General features: G+C 53.4%; 30 protein-coding genes. 22 read left to right on the forward strand and 8 right to left on the reverse strand.

Annotated features, from left to right (window positions below; genetic code table 11):
• Positions 1-140 precede the first annotated feature (140 nt).
• Genes RYZ59_RS23685 through RYZ59_RS23700 form a run of 4 tightly spaced genes read right to left on the reverse strand, consistent with a single transcriptional unit; the run spans position 141 to position 4,238 of the window.
• A complete protein-coding gene (locus RYZ59_RS23685) occupies positions 141-1,859 on the reverse strand; it encodes a hybrid sensor histidine kinase/response regulator (RefSeq protein ID WP_000739198.1) in 1,719 nt (572 codons plus the stop codon).
• A complete protein-coding gene (locus RYZ59_RS23690) occupies positions 1,856-2,344 on the reverse strand; it encodes a molybdopterin-dependent oxidoreductase (protein ID WP_000238872.1) in 489 nt (162 codons plus the stop codon). The genes RYZ59_RS23685 and RYZ59_RS23690 overlap by 4 nt, the downstream gene beginning before the upstream one ends.
• Complete coding sequence (locus RYZ59_RS23695) at positions 2,337-3,320, reverse strand: hypothetical protein (RefSeq protein WP_001245143.1); 984 nt, start codon at positions 3,318-3,320, stop codon at positions 2,337-2,339. Before RYZ59_RS23695 ends, RYZ59_RS23690 begins: the two co-directional genes overlap by 8 nt.
• A gap of 3 nt (positions 3,321-3,323) precedes the next feature.
• Complete coding sequence (locus RYZ59_RS23700) at positions 3,324-4,238, reverse strand: helix-turn-helix domain-containing protein (RefSeq protein WP_000891983.1); 915 nt, start codon at positions 4,236-4,238, stop codon at positions 3,324-3,326.
• A gap of 313 nt (positions 4,239-4,551) precedes the next feature.
• On the opposite strand from RYZ59_RS23700, the gene RYZ59_RS23705 reads away from it, so the two are divergent.
• The 22 genes from RYZ59_RS23705 to RYZ59_RS23810 all read left to right on the forward strand — a co-directional run bounded on the left by RYZ59_RS23705 (position 4,552) and on the right by RYZ59_RS23810 (position 22,813).
• Positions 4,552-4,860, forward strand: a complete 309-nt coding sequence (locus RYZ59_RS23705; RefSeq protein WP_000062770.1) for a hypothetical protein — start codon at positions 4,552-4,554, stop codon at positions 4,858-4,860.
• Positions 4,853-5,068 (forward strand): hypothetical protein, encoded by a 216-nt coding sequence (locus RYZ59_RS23710; protein ID WP_001112907.1) that lies wholly within the window; start codon positions 4,853-4,855, stop codon positions 5,066-5,068. The genes RYZ59_RS23705 and RYZ59_RS23710 overlap by 8 nt, the downstream gene beginning before the upstream one ends.
• Positions 5,069-5,070: 2 nt before the next feature.
• Positions 5,071-5,733 (forward strand): lytic transglycosylase domain-containing protein, encoded by a 663-nt coding sequence (locus RYZ59_RS23715; protein WP_000958205.1) that lies wholly within the window; start codon positions 5,071-5,073, stop codon positions 5,731-5,733.
• 10 nt (positions 5,734-5,743) lie between these two features.
• Positions 5,744-6,043 (forward strand): TrbC/VirB2 family protein, encoded by a 300-nt coding sequence (locus RYZ59_RS23720; RefSeq protein ID WP_000175462.1) that lies wholly within the window; start codon positions 5,744-5,746, stop codon positions 6,041-6,043.
• Between the two features lie 9 nt (positions 6,044-6,052).
• Positions 6,053-8,803, forward strand: coding sequence for a VirB3 family type IV secretion system protein (locus tag RYZ59_RS23725; protein ID WP_000153996.1), 2,751 nt, complete (start codon positions 6,053-6,055; stop codon positions 8,801-8,803).
• An 18-nt stretch (positions 8,804-8,821) separates the two neighbouring features.
• Positions 8,822-9,538, forward strand: a complete 717-nt coding sequence (locus tag RYZ59_RS23730) for a type IV secretion system protein (RefSeq protein ID WP_000770034.1) — start codon at positions 8,822-8,824, stop codon at positions 9,536-9,538.
• Positions 9,539-9,549: 11 nt separating this feature from the next.
• Positions 9,550-9,834: an EexN family lipoprotein gene (locus RYZ59_RS23735; protein ID WP_000769859.1), complete on the forward strand. Its 285-nt coding sequence runs from the start codon at positions 9,550-9,552 to the stop codon at positions 9,832-9,834.
• A gap of 17 nt (positions 9,835-9,851) precedes the next feature.
• On the forward strand, positions 9,852-10,859 hold the full coding sequence (locus tag RYZ59_RS23740) for a type IV secretion system protein (RefSeq protein WP_000014166.1): 1,008 nt from the start codon (positions 9,852-9,854) through the stop codon (positions 10,857-10,859).
• Positions 10,860-10,935: 76 nt separating this feature from the next.
• On the forward strand, positions 10,936-11,076 hold the full coding sequence (locus RYZ59_RS23745; protein WP_000873539.1) for a hypothetical protein: 141 nt from the start codon (positions 10,936-10,938) through the stop codon (positions 11,074-11,076).
• Positions 11,069-11,755: a virB8 family protein gene (locus tag RYZ59_RS23750; RefSeq protein WP_001293055.1), complete on the forward strand. Its 687-nt coding sequence runs from the start codon at positions 11,069-11,071 to the stop codon at positions 11,753-11,755. The genes RYZ59_RS23745 and RYZ59_RS23750 overlap by 8 nt, the downstream gene beginning before the upstream one ends.
• Positions 11,748-12,641 carry a P-type conjugative transfer protein VirB9 gene (gene virB9 / locus RYZ59_RS23755; RefSeq protein WP_001045307.1) on the forward strand — a complete coding sequence of 298 codons (894 nt, stop codon included), beginning with the start codon at positions 11,748-11,750 and terminating at the stop codon, positions 12,639-12,641. The genes RYZ59_RS23750 and virB9 overlap by 8 nt, the downstream gene beginning before the upstream one ends.
• On the forward strand, positions 12,638-13,834 hold the full coding sequence (gene virB10, locus RYZ59_RS23760; protein WP_000980841.1) for a VirB10/TraB/TrbI family type IV secretion system protein: 1,197 nt from the start codon (positions 12,638-12,640) through the stop codon (positions 13,832-13,834). The genes virB9 and virB10 overlap by 4 nt, the downstream gene beginning before the upstream one ends.
• 3 nt (positions 13,835-13,837) lie before the next feature.
• Positions 13,838-14,887, forward strand: a complete 1,050-nt coding sequence (virB11, locus tag RYZ59_RS23765; RefSeq protein WP_000342114.1) for a P-type DNA transfer ATPase VirB11 — start codon at positions 13,838-13,840, stop codon at positions 14,885-14,887.
• Entirely contained in the window at positions 14,874-15,275 is a 402-nt protein-coding gene (locus RYZ59_RS23770; RefSeq protein WP_000979494.1) for a cag pathogenicity island Cag12 family protein, read from the forward strand. The genes virB11 and RYZ59_RS23770 overlap by 14 nt, the downstream gene beginning before the upstream one ends.
• A 90-nt stretch (positions 15,276-15,365) precedes the next feature.
• A complete protein-coding gene (locus RYZ59_RS23775) occupies positions 15,366-15,683 on the forward strand; it encodes a TrbM/KikA/MpfK family conjugal transfer protein (RefSeq protein WP_000683352.1) in 318 nt (105 codons plus the stop codon).
• 26 nt (positions 15,684-15,709) lie between these two features.
• The gene (locus tag RYZ59_RS23780) at positions 15,710-16,045 is read left to right on the forward strand and encodes a hypothetical protein (RefSeq protein WP_000610141.1); all 336 of its coding nucleotides are present in this window, start codon (positions 15,710-15,712) and stop codon (positions 16,043-16,045) included.
• Positions 16,021-16,329 (forward strand): hypothetical protein, encoded by a 309-nt coding sequence (locus tag RYZ59_RS23785; RefSeq protein ID WP_000212005.1) that lies wholly within the window; start codon positions 16,021-16,023, stop codon positions 16,327-16,329. Before RYZ59_RS23780 ends, RYZ59_RS23785 begins: the two co-directional genes overlap by 25 nt.
• Entirely contained in the window at positions 16,326-18,527 is a 2,202-nt protein-coding gene (locus RYZ59_RS23790; RefSeq protein WP_001241818.1) for a type IA DNA topoisomerase, read from the forward strand. The genes RYZ59_RS23785 and RYZ59_RS23790 overlap by 4 nt, the downstream gene beginning before the upstream one ends.
• Positions 18,524-18,916 carry an H-NS family nucleoid-associated regulatory protein gene (locus RYZ59_RS23795; RefSeq protein ID WP_001079960.1) on the forward strand — a complete coding sequence of 131 codons (393 nt, stop codon included), beginning with the start codon at positions 18,524-18,526 and terminating at the stop codon, positions 18,914-18,916. The genes RYZ59_RS23790 and RYZ59_RS23795 overlap by 4 nt, the downstream gene beginning before the upstream one ends.
• A 708-nt stretch (positions 18,917-19,624) precedes the next feature.
• Entirely contained in the window at positions 19,625-21,532 is a 1,908-nt protein-coding gene (locus RYZ59_RS23800) for a type IV secretory system conjugative DNA transfer family protein (RefSeq protein ID WP_000575554.1), read from the forward strand.
• Positions 21,533-21,546: 14 nt separating this feature from the next.
• Positions 21,547-22,293: a MobC family replication-relaxation protein gene (gene mobC, locus RYZ59_RS23805; RefSeq protein WP_000909125.1), complete on the forward strand. Its 747-nt coding sequence runs from the start codon at positions 21,547-21,549 to the stop codon at positions 22,291-22,293.
• Positions 22,286-22,813 (forward strand): phospholipase D family protein, encoded by a 528-nt coding sequence (locus RYZ59_RS23810; RefSeq protein WP_001232861.1) that lies wholly within the window; start codon positions 22,286-22,288, stop codon positions 22,811-22,813. The genes mobC and RYZ59_RS23810 overlap by 8 nt, the downstream gene beginning before the upstream one ends.
• A gap of 31 nt (positions 22,814-22,844) precedes the next feature.
• Here the strand turns inward: RYZ59_RS23810 and RYZ59_RS23815 are convergent, their stop codons facing one another.
• From RYZ59_RS23815 to RYZ59_RS23830, 4 genes are all read right to left on the reverse strand, one after another.
• Positions 22,845-23,276 (reverse strand): hypothetical protein, encoded by a 432-nt coding sequence (locus RYZ59_RS23815; RefSeq protein WP_001531161.1) that lies wholly within the window; start codon positions 23,274-23,276, stop codon positions 22,845-22,847.
• A gap of 131 nt (positions 23,277-23,407) precedes the next feature.
• Complete coding sequence (locus RYZ59_RS23820; protein WP_013438824.1) at positions 23,408-23,584, reverse strand: hypothetical protein; 177 nt, start codon at positions 23,582-23,584, stop codon at positions 23,408-23,410.
• A gap of 171 nt (positions 23,585-23,755) precedes the next feature.
• Positions 23,756-24,721: an ArdC family protein gene (locus RYZ59_RS23825; protein ID WP_000178515.1), complete on the reverse strand. Its 966-nt coding sequence runs from the start codon at positions 24,719-24,721 to the stop codon at positions 23,756-23,758.
• Between the two features lie 317 nt (positions 24,722-25,038).
• A partial coding sequence (locus RYZ59_RS23830; protein ID WP_213192970.1) for a hypothetical protein occupies positions 25,039-25,222 on the reverse strand: 184 nt, incomplete at its 5' end.

Consider the following 25,222-nt stretch of genomic DNA (forward strand, 5'->3'; position numbering starts at 1 on the left):
AGGGCAGGGGGTAGGGTGGCAGAGTTTATAGCCAGGTAACCGGCTACGCCGGGCTTTCGGCGCCATTTGACTCCACAAATTTTCAAAATTCGCAACGATCGAGAACACCAAAGCTATAATCGCAAATATTACGACAATGCCTACTCACTTTTGACTCGTCCTTGATTTGACATAACCTCATGTATTTTAAGGTTTATATCTTTTAACCTGACAGGTTTAGTTAACAAAGGAGCCTGTCCGATAGAGTGTGCATCACTGTATGCGCTGATGAATATGAAAGGCGTGGATCGATTAGGATTCTGACTGCTACTAACAGTTGCATACAGCTCATCACCTGTCATGCCTGGCATTTGTAAATCACTCAGGACAACGTCATAAGGTTTACGCAGAAGCTTTTCCAGGGCTCGTTCAGGCGAGGTTGTAGCCTCGACAATGTATCCAGCATTAGTAAGCAGACTGGAAAGAGACGAACAGGCCATTTCATTATCATCAATAACAAGCAAGCTAAGAACGCCGAAGACATCTCCGGGAGCTGAAGCAGATACCTCAGCTGTTGCAAGGCTGCTATCTCCCAACTTGATAGGTATTCTCACTGTAACAGTTGTACCTACATTTACTTCACTAGATATATGAATAGTACCTTTTAATAGTCTGATTATCCCTGCAACAATAGCAAGTCCCATCCCAAATCCAGGTACAGTGGATTTCGAATCTACAACTCGTGTAAATGGTTTAAATATGAACTTTAGTTTGTCTTTAGGGATTCCCTTTCCGGTATCAGAAATGACAATATTTAATACCTTACCTTTTTCTATAAAGTAATCTACATTAACTTCCCCGCGCTCAGTGTACTTAATAGCGTTACTGGTTAAGTTTTCAATTACTTGATTAAGGCGTAGAGCATCTGTAAAAATCACTGCATCATTATTGTTTTTTATTTTAACTGTGACATCCTTTTTTTCATAAATAGCAATGCAATCCTGCACAGCGTTAGTAACAATTGCTTGCAAGCTATTATAGGTGTTTTTTATCTCTACAGATCCGTTGTCAATTTTTGCAAATTCAGCCAAATCATTTAACTGGCGCTCCATTTTCGAAACAGCAGTTTCAAGTCGTTCTATCTGACCAGATTTAATCCCTCCACTCAGATTATTGGTTACGACATCAATGATAGACACTATTGCCTGTAAAGATGTTCTGAGTTCATGGCCTACCATACCTAAAAATGCATTTTTACTGGCAAAAGCAGCCCGTTCTGATAGTAACAATCGGTTAATTTTACTTATGTAAATAAATAGGACAAAAAGAAGTAAGGAAATCAACCCACCTGTAATAAAAAGCAGAGTCCATAACTGCTGACGTTTGCTCCTGAAATCTTTAAGAGCGTCATTCCTTTGTGCTATTTCAGCCATATCAGCAAGATTTGTAACGGTTTTAGTTAGCGGTTTTATATCAGCTATGATTGTACTTATTTTTTTATAATCAGGGTGATTATGCGAAAGCAGCCCGTCTATGTCTTCAAGCTTTTTGTTTATCGAATCAATTGTTTCTTCATAGCCTTGCTGTTTATATAGAGGTGCAGTCGCCTCACTCTTTACATAAATAACATTCAAACGAGAATAAAGGATATCGAATTTAAGCCTAACATCGTCAATAGTATTATCGCTATTGATTAGCGTGTAAAGCTCATTCAACTGTATAATGAATTTTGCCACTGAGAAACCGTAGTTTTCTTGGGTGCCAGCGACGGTGTATAAATTTTTCTCCGATAAAAGACTGGTGTACTTAACAACACTAGACACAGTGAATGCTATCAACAAAAGCAGAGCAACCAAAATGATAAAGAAATTTTTTTTCATTTGAGCACCGTAATTTTGTCTATCTGCCAAATGAACCGTGCAAGATAGTGTGGCGTGTTAAGCTCAATATAATGTTCATCTAAAGGATATACCAAAAAATAAGGTCCAAAATCCCTTATTTGAAGCCTTTTTCCATCCATTTCTGTAGCCAATAAAATGTTATATTTTTCAACGTCATTCATGTCTACAATGATTTCATAATCATTCAGAGCATGGAATTTTAGCTTTGCTCCATTAGCGCCAGCGAGTTTTAAAACATAACTTAGGTCGACGCCCTTGAATTTTACTTTTTTACCGGTTGGCGTCCAAGGTGTTGTCGTTACGATGGTATCCCGTGGGAACGAATCAAACTGCTTTTCAGTAATCACATAACCTTTATCACTGTTAGCATTAGCGATTGAACCATCTATAACTATATCCCCAATATTGCTATATGCACTAATTGACAAAAGCATTAGGGATAAGAATGATATTATTTTAACCATAAAGATACTCCCTGTAATTATTTTCCACCATTTTAACCAGTTGGAAATCTTCACTACTCTGAATTTTTTCTAATCTTTTATTCCCAACATAAATCGACTTACACTTACTGTAATACTTTGTTCTTAATTCTGGCGGTATTGTATTAAACACGCATTCAGTAGGTACACCAAATCCAGCGGCTATATGCAATGCAGAGGAGTCACAAGTATAAACGTTGCTAGCATACTTAATTAGCGCTATGAAATCTTTCGTATGGGGTGAATACTTTGATATGTTAATATAATTTTTATGATTCACATCCACGAAACCTAGTACCGTTTTTCCTTCGCGCCTAGAAAGCATATCAACTATGTCATAATAGAACTTCGACGGTATACTTCTTATTTTTGTGCTAGCAATAGGTGCAAAAAGTGTGTAGTTTTCAAAAACTGGCGCTCCGAGATCAATATTGCCTAACCATTTATTAGATAGCTCATTATGGTTAACATCATCAAGTTTCACGCCAAGACCTTGGATAAAATAATCATGCATTTCCATAATATGGAAATCTGGAGAATATAGCTGATTTCCCACATCAATATTCAATGCAGTACAAGGCAATTTCTGAATATGAAAAGGCATGTAATGAAGCTCATCTATAACCGAGGATGCTAATTCATACAGTTCCTCAACATATGACGGTGCAGTCTCCGGTCGAATAAGCTTAATTTTAATCTTGGGATTCTTTTTTTTGATTGCTGACAGCACAGAAATCCCGACGATAGAATCACCTAATGTCACTCCCATGCCATTGATCACATTTAGGTGTTCTATTTCAGAGTAATCACTTGAGAATTTTTGTATATTCCAGTTTTTTATAAGACCATTGTTTAATGGTAAAATATTTTCATAGCTTAGCTTCTGATAATCGTAAGGTGCTACGATCAAACTATCGTTACTTATCAAGCTACCGGAATATTCAAGTAAATTTCTCATAATCTATCTGGCGAAATATTTTTCAATGTTAGATTTGATGATGCCTGATTTAATCGGCTTTTCGTATGGTCCCACAATGTCATAATCATGAATTGACTTTACAATTTCATCATCTTTTATACCAGATAGTTGACCTGTAAGAACGATTATCATTGCATTTTTATTTTTTGACGACCTTATAGCTTTAACCAACTTAAAGCTTGTTTCATCACCGATGATCCAGTCCAAAACATATGCGTCATACGGATTTGTTGCGACAGCTTGAGTAAGTTTTTTCAAGTTATCATAAGTATCTACTTGATAATAATCGTTCGAAAGGATTTCTTTTAAGCTTTCGGTGATATTAGCATCGTCATCAAGTAGTGCAATTCGATACTTAGTGCTGCTAATTACCTTTGGATTTATGACAATACTTTCTATGCTTCGTTTTGATTCATAAAGCAGTTCATCTTTTAAATCATTTGTCGGAAAAATGTTCCATTGGTCAGCTACTTTCAGTGCTGAGTATTCTGTGTTTACTTCCGAACCTTCAGGATAGAGGCATACCTTACAAGAGTGTTCACTGCGGCCATCGTTCCAGATCGCATCTTGAATTTCTTTATTATCCTCATAATAAATACGGAAAAACTCAATCATATCCATGCCAACGGATTGGACTACTTTTATGAGTTGCTGAACCTCCCACTTGGTCGCACCATTCAACTTCTTATAGCCCGCTGATGTAGTGATCTGTAGCACCTTACTTATGTAACTATTGTGCTTTACCTTGGAAATACCTTTTTTGGTCAATACCTTCGCCAGTACCTCTATCACTTTTGCATCATCGAGATCTTGCATTTTTATTACTCTGAATTTGGAGATTTTCTTGATTTTATCCTGCCAGTATTTTTTTTCAATTTTTTCAAACATCTCCAACATTTTACACAGCTGAAAAAGTCCTAAAAATTGGAATCATTCTTAAATCGATACTATAAGTTATAATTTTATTGAATACCCAACTTATAAGCACTATTGTATTAATCAAATCATTAGCTCTTTAATAACCTAGCAGCGGCGTTCCCCGGTCAGGATAAGGAGGTGTTTTCTGTGACTGCGTAAAGAGATGACGTGCCGCGCCTGTAATGGGTAACACTCTCACTCCTCTGTATCGTTAAGCCTCCCGTTTAATCCTTCCCTGTCTCCCACTGTGCACCGCACGCGGGTGGCTTACTCATACCCAGGAGAAACAGCCATGAGCATGCAAACCGTCCGCCGTAAGGCGCTGCGTCAGAATCCTTATTCAACTCTCGGCAAGCCGCCGCTACGCTCCTCCCGTGACCGTATCACGCGTGCCATTAATGGCACCTGGTCGCTCAGGGAGCTGCCGGATAACGTCCGAGAATTGCTAATTGAACGGGCAGCCCTGCGGGCAGAAATCACTACCCTGACTGTGAAAGCGCAGGGACTCAAAAAATCCGATGTATCCGTACTTATTGCCGACAGGCTGCGACGTATCGATGCAATCACCTCACTGCTGGAAAATAGGAAATGTAATGCCTGACATCACGCCTGCTCCGGCCTCACTGCTTGAAGCCGTATTCACCCCCATGACCGAGTACACGCACAACGTGTATTCGGTGAAGGGTGATCGGCTGGCAATGACGCTTACAAAAATCGGTGTTGCCCAAGCTAACAGCCAGGGCGACATTCAGTTATTTATCAACCCGGACTGTGCCACCGGTAAGGTACTGCTCTACAGAAAGGACTGACTATGTTAACCACTGCCGCGTTGTTTCAGCTCGCAATGCAGTGTGCTCCCGCCGTTCACCCCGATACCATCCACGACATCACCCGCACCGAATCCGGCTTAAATCCATATGCCATCGCTGAGATTGTCCCGGTAAAGGGCGGCAGGAGCCGCGTGATTTCTCATCTGCCTTCGTCGAAAGACGAGGCGCTAAAAATTGTGGAGGCCATAAAGCAGAAAAAGCACCGTTATTCAGTAGGGCTGATGCAGATAACCAGCACCAACTTCCCGCAGTTCGGCGTAAGCGCCGAATCCATGTTTAACCCCTGTGACAACATGACTGTTGCCGCGAAAATCATCACCGACTGCTATCAACGAGGAGGAACATTACAGCGCGCCCTGAGCTGCTATTACTCAGGCAACTTTGAAACCGGCCAGCGCCCGGAAAGCGCGTTCGGCAACACAAGCTACGTACAGCGTATTGGCTACGTTGTGCCCTCAACGCGGGCAGAACAGCAGACAGCATCTCCCTCATCCGGGGAAGCGCCTGCCGTCCCGTCCGACAACACTGTTTACCCGGATAGCGTCATACGCGGCGTAATTCCGGCACCCGACACCACCCCGACCAGCATCGCTGCTTATCCGCCACATGTCGTGCGCGGCGGCCTCGCTGTGTCTTCTGATTAAGGAAGAGATCATGACTTTACGTACTATCAAAACCGCTGCAACCCGCCTGATTGCCGCATTTTCCGCCCTGTCTGCTGTTCCAGCAATGGCGGCCAGCGCTGACCAGGCATTTCAGAAAGGCAGTGACGCCATTAACTGGGTCTTCCTCGGCCTAACTGGTATGTCAGTCGTCACTATCAGCTGTGCGGTGGCCTTTATCGCCTACAAGATGCTTGTTGACGGCAAGGCCTGGCACGATCTCCAGCGCGTGTTCTGGGCGGGTGTCCTGCTCGCCGGGGCGTCCGGGTTCGGTGCCTACTTCGCCGCCTAAGGAGGCAGCATGACCATCCTCAACAAGGCGCTGACCCGACCGGCGGCGCTGTGGGGGGTCCCGCTTGTCCCCCTGCTGTTCACCCTGTGCATCCTTACCCTGGCGGCCGTCTGGTCACGTTTTTACTGGCTTCTCCTGCTTCTCATACCTGCCTTTATCGAGCTGAGACGGCTGGCAAAAGAGGACATTCATTTCTTTGACCTGAAGTTGCTGGCGTTTAAAACGCGTGGCAACCGCGCGGCGACCCGGCATTTCGGGACAAAGGCGCTTGTCGCAAACCAGTACGACGCCATAGACGTTACGGAGTTTATAAAACATATGCGGCTCAACGAGAGTATCCCGCTGTCCCGCTATCTCCCCTGGTCTTCCCACCTGCACGAGCAGGTGGTGAAGAACAAAAAAGGTGACTTTGTCAGCACCTGGGAGATCGGCGGTATCATTTTTGAATGCGAGGATGAACATTACCTCGCCACCCTGGACATGCAGCTCAACAACGTTATCCGCTCCTTTGAGGGGCTACCCGTTACCTTCTATACCCATCTGGTGAGCGACGAATTTACCGACACGCTTGAATGTGAATCCGGGATTCCGTTTTCAGATGAAATCGCGCGTCTGTTTTACGCCTCCCGCGAGGGCAAACCTTTCTACCAGCGTCGCCTCTTCTTCACCGTCTGCTTCAATCCGCACACCGGCATTGAGCGGGCGACCATGAAACAGAAGTCCCTGGGCGAACGTAAAACCCTGCTCGACAATGCCCTGCAGGTGATGCAGGAGCACCGGCAAGCGATTGGCACGGCGCTGTCACGCTACGCGGCGCGGCCGCTTGGCACTTATGAGGAGAACGGGCACGTGTTCTCCTCCCAGCTGGCGTTTTACAACTTTCTGATCACCGGCAGGTGGCAGAAAGTCCGCGTCACCCGCACGCCGTTTTATGACGTGCTGGGCGGCACGGATATTTTCCCTTCCACCGACATTGGCCAGGTCAGCCACACCGACGGCCAGAGCTACTTTCGCGGGCTGGAAATCAAGGATTACAGCACTGAAACCATCACCGGGCTGTATGACTCGCTTCTTTATGCCCGCTGCCGGTACCTGTTCACGCAGTCCTATACCTGCATGGGTAAGGATGAAGCGCGGGGCTGCATCCGCACCATCGAGAAACGCCTGAAGTCTGCCGAGGATGATGCGATCTCCCAGCAGGAAGACCTGAAGGTCGCCCGCGACATGCTTCAGTCCGGCATTATTTCATTCGGGAAATATCACCAGACGCTTATTGTCAGCGCCCCAACCAGCGAGCAGGTTATCCGGGACACCAACACCCTGGCGGATACCCTGAAGGATCTCGGTTTCATCATGACCCTGTCCCGCGAGTCGCTGTCGGCGGCGTATCTCGCGCAGTTGCCGGGTGTGTATCACCTGCGCCCGCGTCTGGTGCCGGTGAGCAGCCTCAACTACGCCGAAATGGTGTCGTTTCACAACTTTCACCCGCACAAGCGGGACGGGAATGCCTGGGGGGAGGCGATTGCCGTTGTTCCGACCCCGTCCGGGGGATGTCAGTACGTGAATCTGCACAACAGCCAGGCCGATGTTGACGAGTTCAGCGAGAAGCCGCCGGGTAACACCATGCTGCTCGGCAGTACCGGGACGGGGAAATCGACCCTGCTGATGATGTTCCAGCATCTGATGCAGAAATACCGGCGTCCTGAGTCGTTTGCGCCGGGGGCGACGAAAAAGCGCTTCACCTCGGTGGTCTTTGATAAAGACCGTTCGGCGGAAATGTCGATACGCCTCCAGGGCGGCTCGTACTTCCGTTTCCGTTCAGGCGAGAAGACCGGCCTTAACCCGTTTGCGCTCGCTCCAACGAAACGTAACCGCAACTTCCTCAAGAAGCTGATGCGAATGATGTGCACAAGGGACGGCAAACCGCTCGACCCGCGCGATGAAGAACGCCTCAGCGAGGCAGTGGACACCATCATGCTGGACTACCCGCCTGAGCTTCGTCGCAACGGCATCACCCGCATGCTGGAAGTGCTGCATGAAGCCCCGACGAAGGACGCACGGATGAACGGGCTGCGCATCCGTCTCCAGCAGTGGGCGCAGGGCGGGGAGTTTGGCTGGGTGTTTGATAATGACGTGGACACCTTTGATATCGACAATATTGATAATTTCGGCATCGACGGCACGGAGTTCCTGAACGACAAAGACGTGCGCAGCCCGCTCACCTTCTACCTGCTCTACCGCGTGACCAGCCTCCTCGATGGCCGCCGCCTGGTCATTTTCATGGATGAATTCTGGAAATGGCTTCAGGACCCGGAGTTTTCAAAATTCGCCCTCGACATGCTGAAGGTCATTCGAAAGCTCAACGGCATTTTCTTCCCGGCCACGCAGTCGCCGGAGGAGATGTGCAAGCACGAGATCTCGGCGGCCATTATCGAGCAGTGTAGTACCCGCATCTTCATGGCGAACCAGCAGGCGAAGGAGTACGACTACGTGGACATGCTGCGGGTGCCGAAAGCGGTTTACGACATCGTGACCACCCTCGACCCCTACGCCCGCCAGATGGTGATCATGAAATCTCCGCTGCGGCGTGGTGACGTGCGCCCGTATATCGCACAAATCACCCTCGACCTCTCCGGGCTAGGTCGCTACACGAAGCTGCTCAGCGCCAGTGCGGACAACCTGAAAATTTTTGACGAGATCTGGCAGGAGGGTATGAAGCCGGAAGACTGGAAAGACGAAATGCTGAGACGTGCCGTTTAATCACAAAAGGATAACACCATGAAACTGAAAACCACCCTGACGGCGCTGACCGTCGCCTTGTGTCTCTTTCACGTCCCGGCTCAGGCCGGTATTCCCGTTTTTGATGAAGTAGCCAACGCCAGCAACATCCAGCAGTGGGCGGAGAAGCTCCAGCAGTGGCAGCAGACGGTTCAACATTATCAGTCGCAGATGAACGCTTATAAACAACAGCTGGCAACGGCCACCGGTATTCGGGACGTCCAGGCATTCCTGAATCAGGCAAAAAACCTGACGGCTGACATTAAAAATCTGAAAAACAGGGGGATTTCCTTAAACGATCTGTTAACCGGCTCAGGCGGGTCTTATGCTGGGGAACTAAACAGGCTGTATGACAAATACAAACTGTTCGACAACTGCCCGGAGAACGCCAGCGAGGCGTACCGGGATAGCTGCAAACAGATGCTCCTCAATCAGGCGGTGTCCGTCGAGGACACTTCTGACATCCAGGAAAAAATTTCCGACACGCTGAGCGATATTAGTAATCTCGCCAGTCGCATCGAGAATGCGAAGGACAGTAAAGAATCGCAGGATCTGGCGAACGTAGTGTCCGCGCGGAGTATCCAGCTGAACGCCCTGACCACTCAATGGGAAATGTCGGTCAAACAAAGTGAGATGCGCAACCAGCTGCTTGCCGAACAACGCCGAAAGGCGCAGGCCGAGCAAATGCGCACAGCTCCAATCGCAGACCTTAACTAACAGGTGACCCCATGAAACTGAAGACACTGACCTTTATTGTTCTGGCCTCAGTGGCCGCGCTTACTGGCTGCGAGGATAAAACCTCCGTAGACTGGTATATGGCACACCATGACGACATGCTGGCGAAATACAGGGAGTGCATTTTTAATCATAATTTTGTGCCCACCGATTGCCAGAATGCACGCTCCGCCCTTCACCGTGAAAAAGCTAAACCTGATGTTGCCGAAGGATATAAGCAAATCCTGAAAGACCTTGATAAAGCTCGCGTGCAAGAGCCTATTGCTGACCTGAATTAGCGACAGGAGAACGCACCATGAGTGGAATATTCGTCGGATTAAACAGCCACATCATGGAGGGGTTTGACAGCGTGCTCACCAGCGTGGCCGCCGATACGGGGGGGTGGATGGCACACCTGTTCTCCGTCGCGGTGCTCTCGCTGTACATCACGTGGCGCGCCTACCAGACGATGGCAGGCAAGCTAGTCCGCCCCTTCGAGGAGATCGTGTGGGACGTGAGCCGGATGCTCATCATCATGATTTTCGTCACCAACGCCGGAGGCTATCTCGATCTGGTTTCGGATGCCATCACCGGCCTGCGGGACGGATTCAGCGGCGACGCGTCGATCTGGGCGCGGCTGGATACCGTCTGGGAAAAGGCTCAAGCACTTGGGGAGAAGCTTTACTCTTATGATGATTCAACCTATGTCGCTCTAAAAGGCACTCTGGCGCAGTTTCTGGTCTGGGCAGGCGTCATGTTACTGGTAGGCATCACGGCCATCATTAACCTGATAGCCGAACTGGTGATGCTGCTGATGCTGGCGACCGCCCCGATCTTTATCTACTGCCTGATGTGGTCGTGGTTCCGGGATATGTTCAGCAACTGGCTCAGAATTATTCTGGGCTGCATCCTTACATCCCTGTTCAGCGGCATCGCCCTGACGGTGGTAATGGATTACCTGGACTACATCCTGGCGGGCGCCACAAAAGCATCCGATGCCAACTACCTGACTCTGGCCGTTCAGGTCTTCCTCGGCACGGCGGGTGCCGCCGCCGTGATGGTCCTGACCTATAAGCTGGCCGAGGCGCTTGCCGGTGCATCCGCACAGGGTGCCGCTCAGGCACTTGCCGCGTCGGGAGTAGGTTCAGCCCGTCAATCCGCCTCCTCCGCAGCCGGTGCGGTGGGGGATAAAGCCTCACAGAACCTTAACAGCACCGGCAGCGCAACGGCCTCGTCTGCCTCCACGGCCTCCCGCGCCACCGGCGATGCGCGCAGCCGCAGCCGCGCCGCCGTTCAGCGGATGCAGGAACGCTACCAGAGATAACCCAGTCTGACTGAACTGCGGGACGCCGCAACGGCGTCCTGCGGCTTCGTCACGTCTTTACCACAGGAAAAACACCATGAAATACGGCATCACGCTGCTGATGCTGTGCCTGCTTGCAGGCTGCGCACAGCGAAACACCCAACTTCCGCCCGTGTCGGGCAACCCGGAGCCGGTCAATTCCCCGGCCATTATTCAGGAGTTAACCCCCCATGTCTGAACTTACCGCCAAAGCCCTGAGCGACTCGCGCTCGTTTGAGAACGCCATTCTTGAGCGGGATATGCGCATGAAAAAGGCGGGCTGGATCGTGGCGGCGCTCGCCGGTCTGCTGCTCGTCTTCGCCCTTGCCGCCCTTATCCTGCTGCTACCGCTCAAAACCACCACCGTGGAGCTGTACACGCTCGACCGTCAGACCGGGCGCATCGAGCGCGTCACCACCGTCGGCGAGGACAAGCTGGACACCTCCGAGGTGCTCAATCTCTCGCAGACTGCGTCCTACGTGAAGCGCCGCGAGGGGTACAACTATTTCGCCCTTCAGCAGGACTACAGAGAGACGCAGATGTTCAACAGCGACGAGGTCAACAAGGAATACCTCGACTGGTTTAACAGCCCGGACGCGCCGGACGCTGTGTTTCAGCAGGCGGCCTATGTAGTCACGGTGGAAGTCCTCTCCAACGTACCGTCAGAGGGCACCGGCTCCAGCATGGTGGAGATGCTGCGCATCAAGCGCACCATTCGAAAGGTCAAGGACAACACCGAAACGTATGATTACTGGACGGTGCGCATGACCTACCGCTATTTCCCGCAGAAGAAAATGACGGCCTCCGAGCGCGAGGTGAACCCGTTCGGCTTCATCGTCACCAGTTACCAGCGGTTTAAGGAGAAAAGCGATGAATAAGGTACTGATGTGTGCCCTCCTGCTGACCGCAGCGTCAGCATGGGGTGCGGCGACACCGCGCGGCAGCGCCTATGACAGCCGCATGCAGAACATCCCCTACAACAGCCAGAACACGACAGTGATTAACACGCGGGCGGGTTACATCACGACGCTGGTTTTTGACGCCGACGAGGAGGTGATCACCGCCACCGCTGGTTTTCCGCAGGGCTGGACGATCACACCCGACCGTAACCGCGTGGGGATTAGCCCCGCGCCGGTGAAGCAGCCGGTAACGGATGCGGACGGCAAAACCGTCCAGAAGATTTTCACCCCCACGCAGCAGGACTGGCAGACCAACCTGTTTGTGACCACCACAAAGCGCGACTACAGCCTGATGCTGAACGTGATCGATAACGATCGCGAGGCGGGAAATCTGGCCTTTGTGGTGCGCTTCAGCTACCCCGACGATACCCGCAGGCAGAACGACGCAGCCCGCCTCGCCCGTCAGCAGGAGCTTCAGGCCGCGCAGGAGAAAGAACGCATTCAGTTTGCCCTGAAGAAATCCACTGCGCCGCGCAACTGGAACTACACCCGCAGGGTGGCGGCAGGTTCGGAGTCGATCACCCCGGATTTTGCGTATGACGACGGCCGGTTTACCTATCTCGGCTTTTCACCGCAGAAGCTGATCCCGTCGCCGACCGTCATCGTCGGCGGCAGCGAGCAGGTGATCACCCCGACCTTCAGCACCGAGGGTAACTACCGGGTGATGGTACTGCGCTCTCTTTCTCCACGCTTTGTGCTGCGCTACGGCAGCCAGGTCGTGGGGATTGAAAACGGCAGTTACGGGAAAGTCACCGTGGCGAACGGCAGCACCGTCTCACCGGATGTGAAACTGGAGAGCAAATGATGAACGAACAGGAAGACATTAAAACCGCCGCCGAACTGGAGGCGGAAGCCCGCGAGCGGGCGCGGGCAGAGATTGACGGCGATAAACCCGCCGCAGGCGCGGTGCCACCCGGACAGCCACAGGTGGTGCAGCACGCGAAGCGCCGCAGCCGCCGCTCGCTCGTGCTGGCCGCCATCAGCCTGGTGTTACTGGTCATTATCGCCACCGGCGGGGATTACCTGATGGCGAAACTGAAGGGTGACGGCAGCGGAAAAAGCGCGAGCCATGAACCGGAATCGCACGCCACCTCCCCCGCCCGCGAGCGCAATAACCTCGGACGGGATCTGAACCCGCTGGGACAGCTGGCAGACACAACCGGCCAGGAGAAGACTACTCCGACTGATACCGCCGCGCCGCCGCAGGCATCACCGCCCCCCCTGACGTTTGACAAGGTCAGCGCCCTGGCAGACAGCGCCCCAACCACTGCAAGCAGCGCCCCGAAAAGCACGTCCAGCAGTAACGTATCACCTGCGGGCAGCGCGTCCGCGCCAGGCTCTGCAACACCCGCCGGGCAGTCGCAGGATAACGGGCTGGCGCGCATTACCGGCGTGAAGCGGCTCGGCCTCGATCCGGATTTGTACATTCCGGCCGACCGGCATATCCCCTGCGCGATGATGCAGCGCTTTGTATCGGACGTGGGCGGGCGCTTTAACTGCCTTATCAGCGAGGACATTTACAGCGCCAGCAACGCCGTGCGCCTTATCCCGGCAGGCACTGAGGCGCGCGGCCTGTACCGCACCGGCACGCTGAAAAACGGGCAGGGGCGTCTGTTCCTCGCCATCACCGAGCTGCGCACGCCGGAACCCGGCCGCCTGGTTATTCCGATGGTTGACAGCCAGGCCGTGGGGGCGCTTGGCGAGAACGGCGTCGCGGGCTGGATAGACAATCACTGGCTGGAGCGGATAGGTAATACCCTCCTGCTCGGCACGGTACAGGACTTTGCCGCTGCGGCCTCCGGCTCGTCGCCGGGCAAGGATCGCAACACGGACTACACGGAGAACACCCGCGCGGCCACGGCGGAAATGGCAAAAACGCTCCTGGAAAACAGCATCAACATCCCGCCGACGATGTACCTCAACCAGGGTGACGTGATTGGCCTGGTCACGGGGGCGGACATTGATTTTTCAGACGTCTACAGACTGCGCATGAGGTAAGCGATGGACGATAAACTGACTGATACCCCGTCAGAGGGCAACGTCGCGCTGTCACACCTGCGCGATCTGTTGTTCGGGGACTACCTGAGCCGGGAGGGGCTGACGGAAATTGCCATCAACCGCCCCGGAGAGCTGCACACAAAAATCAACGGGGCGTGGGAAATGCACGCCTCGCCGGTCACGCTGCGCCAGTGCTCGTCCTTTGCCAGGGCGCTGGCCGTGTGGAACAACGACACCATTGATGAAACGTCGCCTATCCTCTCGGCCACGCTCCCTACAGGAGAACGCTGCCAGATAGTGGTGCCCCCGGCCTGTGAGCGTAACACCATCTCAATCACCCTGCGTAAGCCGGACTACTTCCAGCGCACCCATCAGTCGTATATCGATGCCGGGTTTTATGACCGGGTGCAGGGTACAGAAAAGGTGGAATCAAAAGACGGGGAGCTGAGCCGCATATACCTGTCCGGGAATATCCCGCTTTTTATGGAAAAGTGCGTGGAGTACGGCAAAACGCTCTTTGTGGTGGGGGAAACAGGCTCTGGGAAAACCACCTACATGAAGATGCTGCTGCACTACATTCCCGAGACGCTGCGCCTTATCACCATCGAGGACAACCCGGAGCTGAAGTTTTACAGCCAGAAAAACTACGTTCATCTGTTCTACCCGGCGGACGCCGGAGAGGGCGCAATAGTCACCTCTGATCGCCTGGTGCGCGCGATTTACCGTATGAACCCCGACCGCCCCCTGCTCGCCGAGGTGCGTGGCCGCGAGGCGTGGGACGCACTCAAGCTGATTGAGTCCGGGCACGAGGGGTTTATGTCCTCCCTGCACGCGGGCAGCCCGCGCGAGTGTATCTCCGGGCTGATTGACCGCTGCTACGAGCATCCGGCGTGCCGGGGCATGCCGGTTGACGTGCTGCTGCGCAAGGTACTGCACTGCGTCGACGTCATTGTGAGCGTGGACGTTCACGGCAACGTGCGCCGCATGAGCGACGTCTATTTTAAACCCCTGCACATGCAGGCTATGAAGGAGAGTTTCAATGATGCTGCCTAAACTGACCGGCCTGACGGCGATCGTCGTCCTCCTGGCGGGCTGTTCTTCGCCACCGGAGCCTGCGGCCGTTGACTGGTCACAACCGGCGCAGCCGGTAACGACCACCCGGCCGGTATGGGAACCCAACCGTCTTATCGTGGCCTCGCCGGTGACGGAAGGGCACTGGTCGCAGGTGCTTACGCGTTTTGAACCCGGCGGGATTTACCCGGCCGCACAGTGGTACGCGGTTGCGCACGCCTCGCGCGCGGTAGTAAATGCCCCGGACGGCCAGCGCTTCTTTGCGGCCAAAACCTGGCTCCGCGAGGGCGGCTACAAGGGTGTGGTGGAGTTTCGCCCCCGCTCCGGCTGCCTGACCTGCGACACCTCAGAAATCGTCTTCTACCGATAACGGCGGCGACGGTCTGAGTCCTTCAGACCGTCACCGACGTTGAACAACCAACGGGCGTTAGCGCCCTGCTTCCCTTCAGAGGAAATCATCATGAAACACACCGTAATCACGGCGGCGCTGCTGTGCGCCCTTACTTCTCCGGCGTTCGCCGCCGATGGCCAGAATGCCGACCCGAATGACCCGTGCGCGATGGTGCTGTGCCTGGCCGGAAAGCTCGACGGCAGCAGTCCCGCCGAGTGTGACCCGATGTACAAAAATTTCATGAGCATCAAAAAGAAAAAAAAGGGGTCGTTTTTACCCGATCACACCGCCGCAGCGCGGCAGAAAAAACTGAGCGCCTGCCCGTCCGCTGACAGCGCCATTGTCGGCAAGATCATCTCGAAATTTGGCCGTATGAACGGTTGGTAAAACGGCAGCCGTAAAGGAGACACCACGTGATTAATCAAACCGTTTCTATTAATAACTTTTCCGGGCTGCTGAAAGATGAGGAGCTTCCTGCAGGTGATTTGCAGACGGTGCTGCTCGTTTTGTCGGAAATCAGCCAGAAACAGGATCATTTTCAGGCCAACACGTCCGAACTCGTCCAGCTCGCCGCGCAGCACTCGCCGACCTTCCAGGCATTACCAGCAGAACGTCAGTCGTTCTTCCGCTCCGTGCTCAGTATGCCGGTCTTCTTTTACACCGTTCCGCTGAGCGACGACGAGGCGGCGGAATGGGAAAAACTCAACGATAAGGATGCACTCCAATGGCAACAAAAACCGGATTTATAGCCCCGCCGTGGCCGCATGTGCGTGGTGATTCCGTTAGTGCCGCGAGCCTGATTTCTCGCATCGAGAAAGAAGCGCATCGCGGCTGCGGCCTGCATTACGAAATCTACCAATATCGCGCCCTGTGCGAATTGCACGATGTTCTGACCAGTCTCAGCGTCCGTGATGCTGAGACGTTCATGACAGTAGCGGCGGATCATGGCTTTAGTCTGTCTGATAACGACTTTCAGGAAAGTCGAATGATGTACTTCGAAACGATGGATGAAATCAGGAGAGATCAAGAATGAGACTGTGGATTGCAGAAAAACCCGCAGTCGCGAGCGATATCGCGAAAGCGCTGGGCGGCAACTTCACCCGGCACGACGGCTATGCCGAATCGGCGACCGATATCGTGAGCTACTGCGTCGGCCACGTGCTGGAAATGGTGCCCCCGGAGACGATCAACCCGGCCTACGCCACCTGGTCGCTCGACACCCTGCCGCTGAAGCTGTACCCGGTACAGCTTCAGCCAAAAGCGAGCGTGGCAAAGCAGGCTAATACCCTGGTGAAGCTGATTCGGCGCCCGGATATCAAAATGGTTGTCCACTGCGGCGACCCGGACGACGAGGGGCAGCTCCTGGTTGACGAGGTGCTGGAGTTCGCCGGAAACACCGCGCCGGTGAAACGGGCGCTTATTAACGACAACACCGCGCCAGCGGTGAAAAAAGCCATCAACTCCCTGCGCGATAACAGCGATTTTCGTGGGATGTACCTGAAAGCCCTGATGCGCAGCGCAGGAGACGCGATTTTTGGCTTCAGTATGAGCCGCTGTTACACCCTCAAAGCCCGCGATAAGGGCTATAAGGGCACGATTTCGGTTGGCCGCGTCCAGACGCCGGTGCTGGGAATGATTGTGCGCCGGTGGCGCGACAATCAGGCGCACAGCGAGGCGTTTTACTACCAGCTCGCAGGGCAGTTTATCAGCGGTACGGACGTTGTCTGCGCCCGCTGGCAGACGTCCGAATACGCGCCGGTGGACGATAAAAAGCGGCTGACGGATAAGGCCTGGGGGGAAGGACTCGCGAGGGCTCTGGCCGGAAAACCGGCCAGCGTGCTCGCGGCCGCCACCGACCGGGGAAAAACCACGGCCGCACCGCTGCCGTTTAACCTGCTGCGCCTCCAGGTGTATATGAACCGCAGGCACAAACTGACCGCGCAGCAGACGCTCGATATCACGCAGAAGCTCAAGGACAGTAAATACATTACCTACAACCGCTCTGACTGTTCTTATCTGTCCGATGAACAATTCAACGACGCGCCACAGGTGGTGGCGGCCTTAAAAACGCTCGACGTTTTTAACGGCCTTACCACCGACACGGCGCAAAAAAGTGCGGCGTTTGACAGTAAAAAAGTCACCGCCCACACCGCCATTATCCCGACGACGAACATGCCGGATTTAAGCCGCCTTACCGACAAGGAAAAGGCGGTTTATCTCACCATCGCGCAGTTTTATCTCGCGCAGTTCGTGGCGAAAAAGCGCTATGACGAGTCGATCGCGGAGATTAAATGCGGTGACGAGATGTTTAAAGTCTCGGCGCGTAAAATCACCGATGCGGGTTTTACGACGTTCCTGAACGACGCGGAAGAAGACGACGAGGAGGACGAAAACAGCACCTCGTTTGAGGCCATCAGCCGCCTGCAAACCGGGGCGACATTAACCTGCCGCGAGGTGGTGATTTCGGAGAAAAAAACTAAACCGCTGCCGCTGTTTACCGAGGCGACCCTGCTCGCTGCCCTCGTTCGCGTGGCCGATTTTGTCGCCGATCCGCGCATTAAAAAATTGCTCAAGGAGAAGGATAAAGACAAAAAAGATGAACACGGCGGCATCGGCACACCGGCGACCCGCGCGGCTATTATTGAGACGCTGAAAACCCGCGATTACATCACCGTGGAAAAGGGCAAATTTATCCCAACTGCCGCCGGGCTGGCGTTAATTGATGCCCTGCCCGACTCGGTGACGCAGCCGGATATGACCGCCGTATGGGCTGAAAAACAGGCGGCGGTTGAAACCGGCGAAATGACCATCGAGCGCTTTATTGATGGTCTTTACGCGGAAGTTTCCCGCCTGGTTGAGAGCGCCGATATTGCCATCAGCGCGACGGAAAAACATCCCGTTAAAACGGCGCTTAACCGCCTCGCGGTTAAATGTCCGTCGTGCGGTTCTGAGCTGGTTATGACGCCGAAAACCTGCGCCTGTACGGGCTGTCAGTTCAAAATATGGCTGGAAGTGCGCGGCAAAAAGCTGACGGAAAAACAGGCCGAGAAGTTAATCGGCAAGGGCAAAACCGACGTTATTAAAGGTTTTAAATCGAAGAAAAACGACGACACCTATTCGATGATCGTCACGCTGAAAAACGCGCAAACCGGGGAACTCGGTTTTGAATATCCACCACGCGATCCGCTGAAAGGATTGAACGTATCTATGCCGAAGGAGCTGAAATTATGAACCGTATCCAGGACGAATTAACCTCAGAGCGCGCGCTGAAAAAGTTTTTACGTGAAAGTGATTTTGCCTTTCTGGAGATGCTGAGTGCACGTATTTCAGCAGCGCTTGATGAAAAACGCGCAGAGCATATCGAGCAGGAAAAGCTACGCCGACAGCGGGAAGAAAAGCGCAATGAATTGCTGGCGCTGATTGAATCGGAGGGCTTTTCACCGACAGAGCTGGTTAGTACAACTCCCGCCAAAAAGTCGGCAAAACGCAAAGCTAAATATCAGTATTTTGAAAACGGCGTGCATAAAAAATGGTCAGGCGTCGGACGCGTGCCGGTTGTAATTCAGCAAGAACTTGACGCCGGAAAACCTCTTGAATCCTTCCTTATTACCACCGACTAACAACGGCACAGGGTCGGTTTTGACCTGGCTTTTCGGGCTTCGAAGACTGGCGAGCATGGCGATTCAATTTTGAAAAAATTGCTAATCGACAGGCCGCCTGAGTCTGCGAAGTGGCAGGAGGCGAGTAAATTCAATTTCGAAGAAATTGCTAATTTGCGTCGCCGATTCCACTTTTTGAGCGCTCACCCCAAGTGAGCCGAAAAAAGCCGGGGGGGGCCGAATAAATTTTGCCGCCCCAGCGAGCAAAAAGACGCGCCCACGCGTCGGTTTATTTGGGGGGCTTGCCCCCCACACCGTCGTGCCTAAGTCTCCGGCCAAAAGCCGGTAGCGTGGCGCGACCACCCCCTAAAAAGCCTAGTTTCCCTTTAATTCGTCTTGTGAGGAACGAACAAGGCGAAGAAAAGGGCTAAAACAGGCGTCTTTTAGGGGGTGGTCGCGCGTAGCGCGCGACGGTGTGGCCTCTTTTGACCTTGGGGGTTTTGGCCGGGCGTTCAGCCAGGACATTACCCCCATGCGACATGCAGTAAGGGCGTCCAGCCCGCGCGTAATGCCGCACGCCGTTAGATCGCGGGAGTGTACCTCCTGCGATCATGGCCGCTTAGCGGCCACTTCTTTTGCAGCATGGAATCGGTCAGTCAGAACGATCACAACCTGTGACCGTTCTGACTGACCGATGGTGCTGACCGAATTTAAGTGAAGGAGAATATCGTGATATTCGACAAACTGAATCATTTGCTGTCGCCGATAGCAAATGCCGTCCTGGCCTTTATCGCCTTTTTGCAGGCGCATCAACTGGCGTTAGCGCTGCTGTCCGGCGTCATGCTGCCTTTTATATTTTCTGCGAAACACGGCGGTCAGGAAAAGCCGACGTTTCTGCAAAGGATCTTAATTCTGCTTTCCATGATCTGTTTTGTTTTCGGCTCGATAGCGCCAGTGGCCGTCTGGTTTTTACAGCGCATTTATGGCCGGGAAGATATCGCCAGTCCGCCGCTGCTTACCTGGACAATGGCGCTACTGTTTACCGTCGCCGGTTTTATTCTGCACGTGGTTTTACGGCGTTTGATCTCGCCTGAATTTGATAAGGTCAAATGCGGCATGGTGAAAAAAACCAGCATGGAGCGCGACCGCAGAACCGACGTTCGCCGGGTAAAAGAAATTTTACCCGTCACCACAGAATACGATCCGATGGATTACATCGATCTGAATAAGGGGATTTTTATCGGGCTGAGCCGCGAGGGTGAGCCGCAATATATTCCGTTAAAAGAATGGCAGACCCAGCACGCCGACATTATCGGCACCACTGGTGCCGGTAAAGGCGTCGTAACCGGTATTCTGCTTTATCAGAGCATCCTCGCCGACGAGGGCGTTTTTGTTCTCGACCCCAAAAACGACGAGTGGGCACCGCACCTGTATAAAAAAGCGTGCGCGGACGCCGGAAAACCCTTTGTGCTTATCGACCTGAATAAACAGGAATACCAGATGAACCTTATCGACGGTATCACCGCCGACCATCTGGAGGAATTATTCGTGGCCGGTTTCAGTCTGGCGGAAAAAGGCGAGGCGGCGGATTTTTACCGTATCGACGACCGCAAGGCGGCGAGAACGGCGGCGCAGTTCGTGAAGGATAATCCGGGCGCAACCGTGCGGGATATTTATAACGGCGATTATGTTCAGGGCATTGGCGAGACGATTAAAGCCTTTCACGGTAAAACCGAGGAGCTGGCAATGCTCAACAGCATTAACGCGCCAGGCGGTTTTGCGCTGAAGGAGATTTTCGACAAGGGCGGCTGCTGCTATATCATCGGTTCGATGCGTAACTCTAAAATCATTACCGCGCAGCGCATGATTTTAGTTCGCCTGTTCCAGCTCGCGGAATTGCGCGACCGCGTCGCGGGGAATATCCGCCCCATCGCCATCTTTAAGGACGAGGTGAAATATCACCTGTCCAAACCGGCGCTCGAAGGGTTAGGCGCGGCACGCGATAAAGGCGTCCATATATTAATGGCGCACCAGTCAATTGCCGACCTGCGCGACTGTCCGGCGGATTTAAACGGCGACGCCGTGGTTGGGGCGGTTGTGGAAAACTGCAAGTTTAAGCTGGTATATAAACTTCAGGATCCAGACACCGCCGAATGGATTGCGCGCATGTCGGGCACGATTTTAGTCGATGATGAAAGCCGGAAAGTCACCACCACGGCGGTGCTGACAGAAAAAGTCGATAACGAGCGCATGCTTCGGCAGGCGGAAAGCTATTACATCGACAGCAATATGCTCCAGAACCTGCCGAAGTTCGTCAGCTATATCTTCAGCCAGAACGCGCTCGCGTTCCCGTCGTTAATCTCACCGCTCAAGGTTAAAAAAGCCCCACTGGAGCTGTTTACCCTGCCGCCGGTCGCAGTCGCTACGGTGGCAGAAGTTAAACCGGTGCTGGATCTGGATTTTGATAAAACGGCTCCGGCAGTTCCGGCACCTGACATTATTCCGGTCAGCGCAACAACCACCAAAAAACCCTCAGCAACGCCAATACCCACTCCGCCGGTGCAACCTGACGAGGAGTGGCTGATGGCATCACAGCCCGCTCCAAATGACGAAATACATTCGTTGCTGGATTTATAAAATAAGGAGTTTCTATGCTTATTTCGTCGTATCAGGAACGTTATGCACGCAGCACTGAAAAAATTCGCGTACTGCTGAATTTTCTCAAGGAGGAAACCTACAGCGATTTTCAAATCATAAAGCTGCTTTTTGATTTTAAATCTGACCGCCCTCTCTACCGGTTGTTGGAGAAGGTGGAGAAAATGGGGCTGATTCAGAAGCACGTGCATGAATCCCGCGCGTCGAGAATATCCCTGTGGGGCATTACCACCGACGGGCTGGCCGTTATCCTCACGGCGGACGACAACATAATGCCCGCCCGCTTTGAACCCTACCGCCTGACCGGCTGGTCACTCGACCATCACCTTGATAACCAGCTAGTGCGCCTTACGCTGGAGAAGAACGGCGCGACAGGGTGGATTAACGGCGACCGTTCAACGTTCCTCAGTCAGTACAGCGTCAAACACCGTCCCGACGGGCTTATCAGCCTGCCGGACGGCAGGCTGATCGCCGTTGAAACCGAACGACGTATCAAAACAAAGGCGCGCTATCAGTCCATCATGGCGAGCCACCTGCTGGCTATCAGCGATAAAAAATGGCGGTACGCGTTTTACGTCGCCCCGGACGAGGCGAAAAAGCGCGCCCTGAAGATTATTTTCGACAGCATCGCCAGCGTGATCGTGAAAAACCAGCATGTGCAACTGGAGGCAAAACACCGCGACGTTTTCCGCTTTTACACCCTCGATGAACTGAAAAACCTGGAGCTGGACAACTATGCGTAAAACCACCCTTCTGGTGCTGGCCGCCGCCCTCTGCGTGCCCGCGTTCGCCACCGCCGCGCCCGTCCTGACGGCGGGTTTTTCGCCGTCTGACGGGCGCCCTGCTCTTGAAATCGTGCTCGGCGCCATAAACAACGCCAGGCAGAGCATTGACGTCGCGGCCTACAGCTTCACCAGTAAGCCGGTCGCGACGGCGCTCGCCGGTGCTAACCGGCGCGGCGTGGCCGTGCGCGTGGTGGCCGACGAAAAGGCGAACAGCGACCGCTACACCGCCGTGACGTATCTGATAAACCAGGGCGTGCCGGTGCACCTTAACGGCCGTTACGCCATCATGCACAACAAGTTTATGGTGATCGACGGCAAAAACGTCCAGACCGGGTCGTTTAACTACACGGCAAGCGCCGTTTCGCGCAACGCGGAAAACGTGCTGCTGATCGAGGATGCGCCGCAGCTGGCGGAGGCGTACCAGCGAGAATTTAACCGCCTGTGGGATGAGGGCATCCCGCTGAATGCCCTGTACTGAATCAGCCCCGTCTGCGGACGGGGCTTTTTTTTTACTCCACTTCCAGCCAGGCTTTGCGTCCTTCAAGATGCAGCGCTTTCAGCATGGCGATCACGTCTTCTGCTGAACGTCCGCCATAGTTGAGACGGGTCTGCTCCCCTTCAAACTCCACCACGATAATGGTGTCCAGCGTCACCGACAGCAGCTCGCGGAGATCACGTAGCGTCTGCCCTGTACTGCGTGAATGCATGCACTGGGTTATCCGGTTGGCCGCCTCCTGGCACAATCCCTCTACGGCCTCGCGATATACCAGACGCTGATCGAGGTTGCCCTCGATGTCGCTGATCAGTTTAACCACCGCCGTTTTGACGGTTTTGATTTCAGGAAATTTCGTTTTTGGGGAGCCTGACTGCTCCAGCGGGGATACGCTGGTCGCCGGTGCAGCTTTAGGGGCGGTTGTCGGGGTGTGCAGGTTCATCGTCATGGTCGTTTCTCCGTCAGTGTGAATTTCGTCTTCGTATCGCCTGACGGTTCGGCCTGCCCGGAGTCGTTCTGGTCAGCAAGGGCGCGCAGCGTGCCATTTACCCTTGCTGTCCAGGTTGTGACGGGGGACGATTACCGGAAGCTGATACGCAGGAGAAAGGCATCACAGGAGAAAATGACGATGTGCACACCCGGACTTACCGCCCCTTTAGCTGCGGCGGCGAAAGCCGTTACGTCATTTTTTACGTAAGACATCGCGCCGTTACGTATCCCGGATACGTAACGGCTACCGCCTGAAAAAGGGTTCATTTTTTTTGAATCTGTCCGGTTTATTTTTCCGTGCCGGCCTCAGCTGCAGGACGTCCTGCAGCTGAGGCCGGCCGCGTTACAGAATTCTAAAAAACAGTGACTTATATAATTCCCTCCCTGATTCTCTCTCTTTCAAAAATTCTGAAGCCCTGCACCGCAGGGCTCCAGCTGTCAGCAGTCCATCAGCCAGCGGTGCGCTTTTGAGGCCGCTGCCGCCGCTTTAAAGATGTAGCGCTTGTCTCCCTTCAGCGCTTTCAGCCAGGACGCGATATAGCTTTCATGCTGCACCTCTCCCGTAATCCCCAAATCCGCCAACAGAAACGCGCTGCCCAGCTCGGCGATCAGTTCCTCAAACGCATACGCCTCAGAGCCAAACTTATTGCCTTTTTCACGATTGAGGCGGGACGCTGCACCCGTCCAGTGAACCAGCTCATGCAGGCCGGTGGCGTAGAAGTTCGCCGCGTCCGCGAAGCGGAACCGCTCCGGCAGGACGATTTCATCGGTGGCCGGACGATAGAACGCCTTTACGCCCTGCTCGGTGATTTTTGCCCCGCTCCGGGTCATGAGTGCTTCCGCCTGCGGCAGCGGATCGAAACCGGCAACCGGCTGCGGCACGCTCTCGATGCTCAGGCCGTCGATTTGCTCCACGTTAAACACGGTAAAGGCTTTCAGCATCGGGATTTTTTCGATTTCCCCGTCCTCGTCCTCTTTCTCCAGCGTCTTGTAAAAGATGGCCGTCGTGCCGTGTTCACCTTTACGAACCTGGCCGCCCAGCTCCTGCGCCTGTTTGTAGGTCAGCCAGCGCTCGTCCTGAAAACCCTGTTTTGCCGCACTACACCACAGCAGCATGATATTAATTCCGCTGTATGTCGTGCCGGTGCTGAAGTTGGCCGGTAATCCCACCGCTGCGCCGTTGCGAACCCACGGACACACCCACGGCTTAACGCCGCTTTCCAGGGCTGCAATGATGCTGTCCGTTACTGTCTGGTAAAGGTCTGTTTTGACTGCGCCAGCACGGGCTTTGCTTTTGCCCCTGGAAAATTTCGTTTTTGAGGAGCCTGACTGCTCCAGCGGGGATACGCTGGTCGCCTGTGAAGCTTTAGGGGCGGTTGTCTGAGTGTGCAGGTTCATCGTCATGGCTGTTTCTCCGTCAGTGTGAATTTCGTCTTCGTATCGCCTGACGGTTCGGCCTGCCCGGAGTCGTTCTGGTCAGCAAGGGCGCGCAGCGTGCCATTTACCCTTGCTGTCCAGGTTGTGACGGGGGACGATTACCGGAAGCTGATACGCAGGAGAAAGGCATCACAGGAGAAAATGACGATGTGCACACCCGGACTTACCGCCCCTTTAGCTGCACGGGTGAAACTGCCCTTCAGCGTCCGGGAGGACGGGTAAAAAAAGCACTGACGACGTCAGTGCTGCCTTTGTGACATGCGGTGTTACACTGCCTCTGCCGGTCAGTTCGCCCTTCCTGAAACCGGGGGCGGTTTGTTTTCGGGGACGTTCTGACCGGCTATCCCCCCATCACTTGCAGAAATTTCACCGCCCCTTATACTGTATGCATATGGGTCTTCCCCGATCATGGTGGGAAGGCTCAGAACGCCATATTCAGCTTTCCGTAGTGGAACATCACCCCCAGTT

It is taken from the genome of Citrobacter sp. HN-141, from assembly GCF_033341895.1.
Lineage (GTDB): Bacteria > Pseudomonadota > Gammaproteobacteria > Enterobacterales > Enterobacteriaceae > Citrobacter.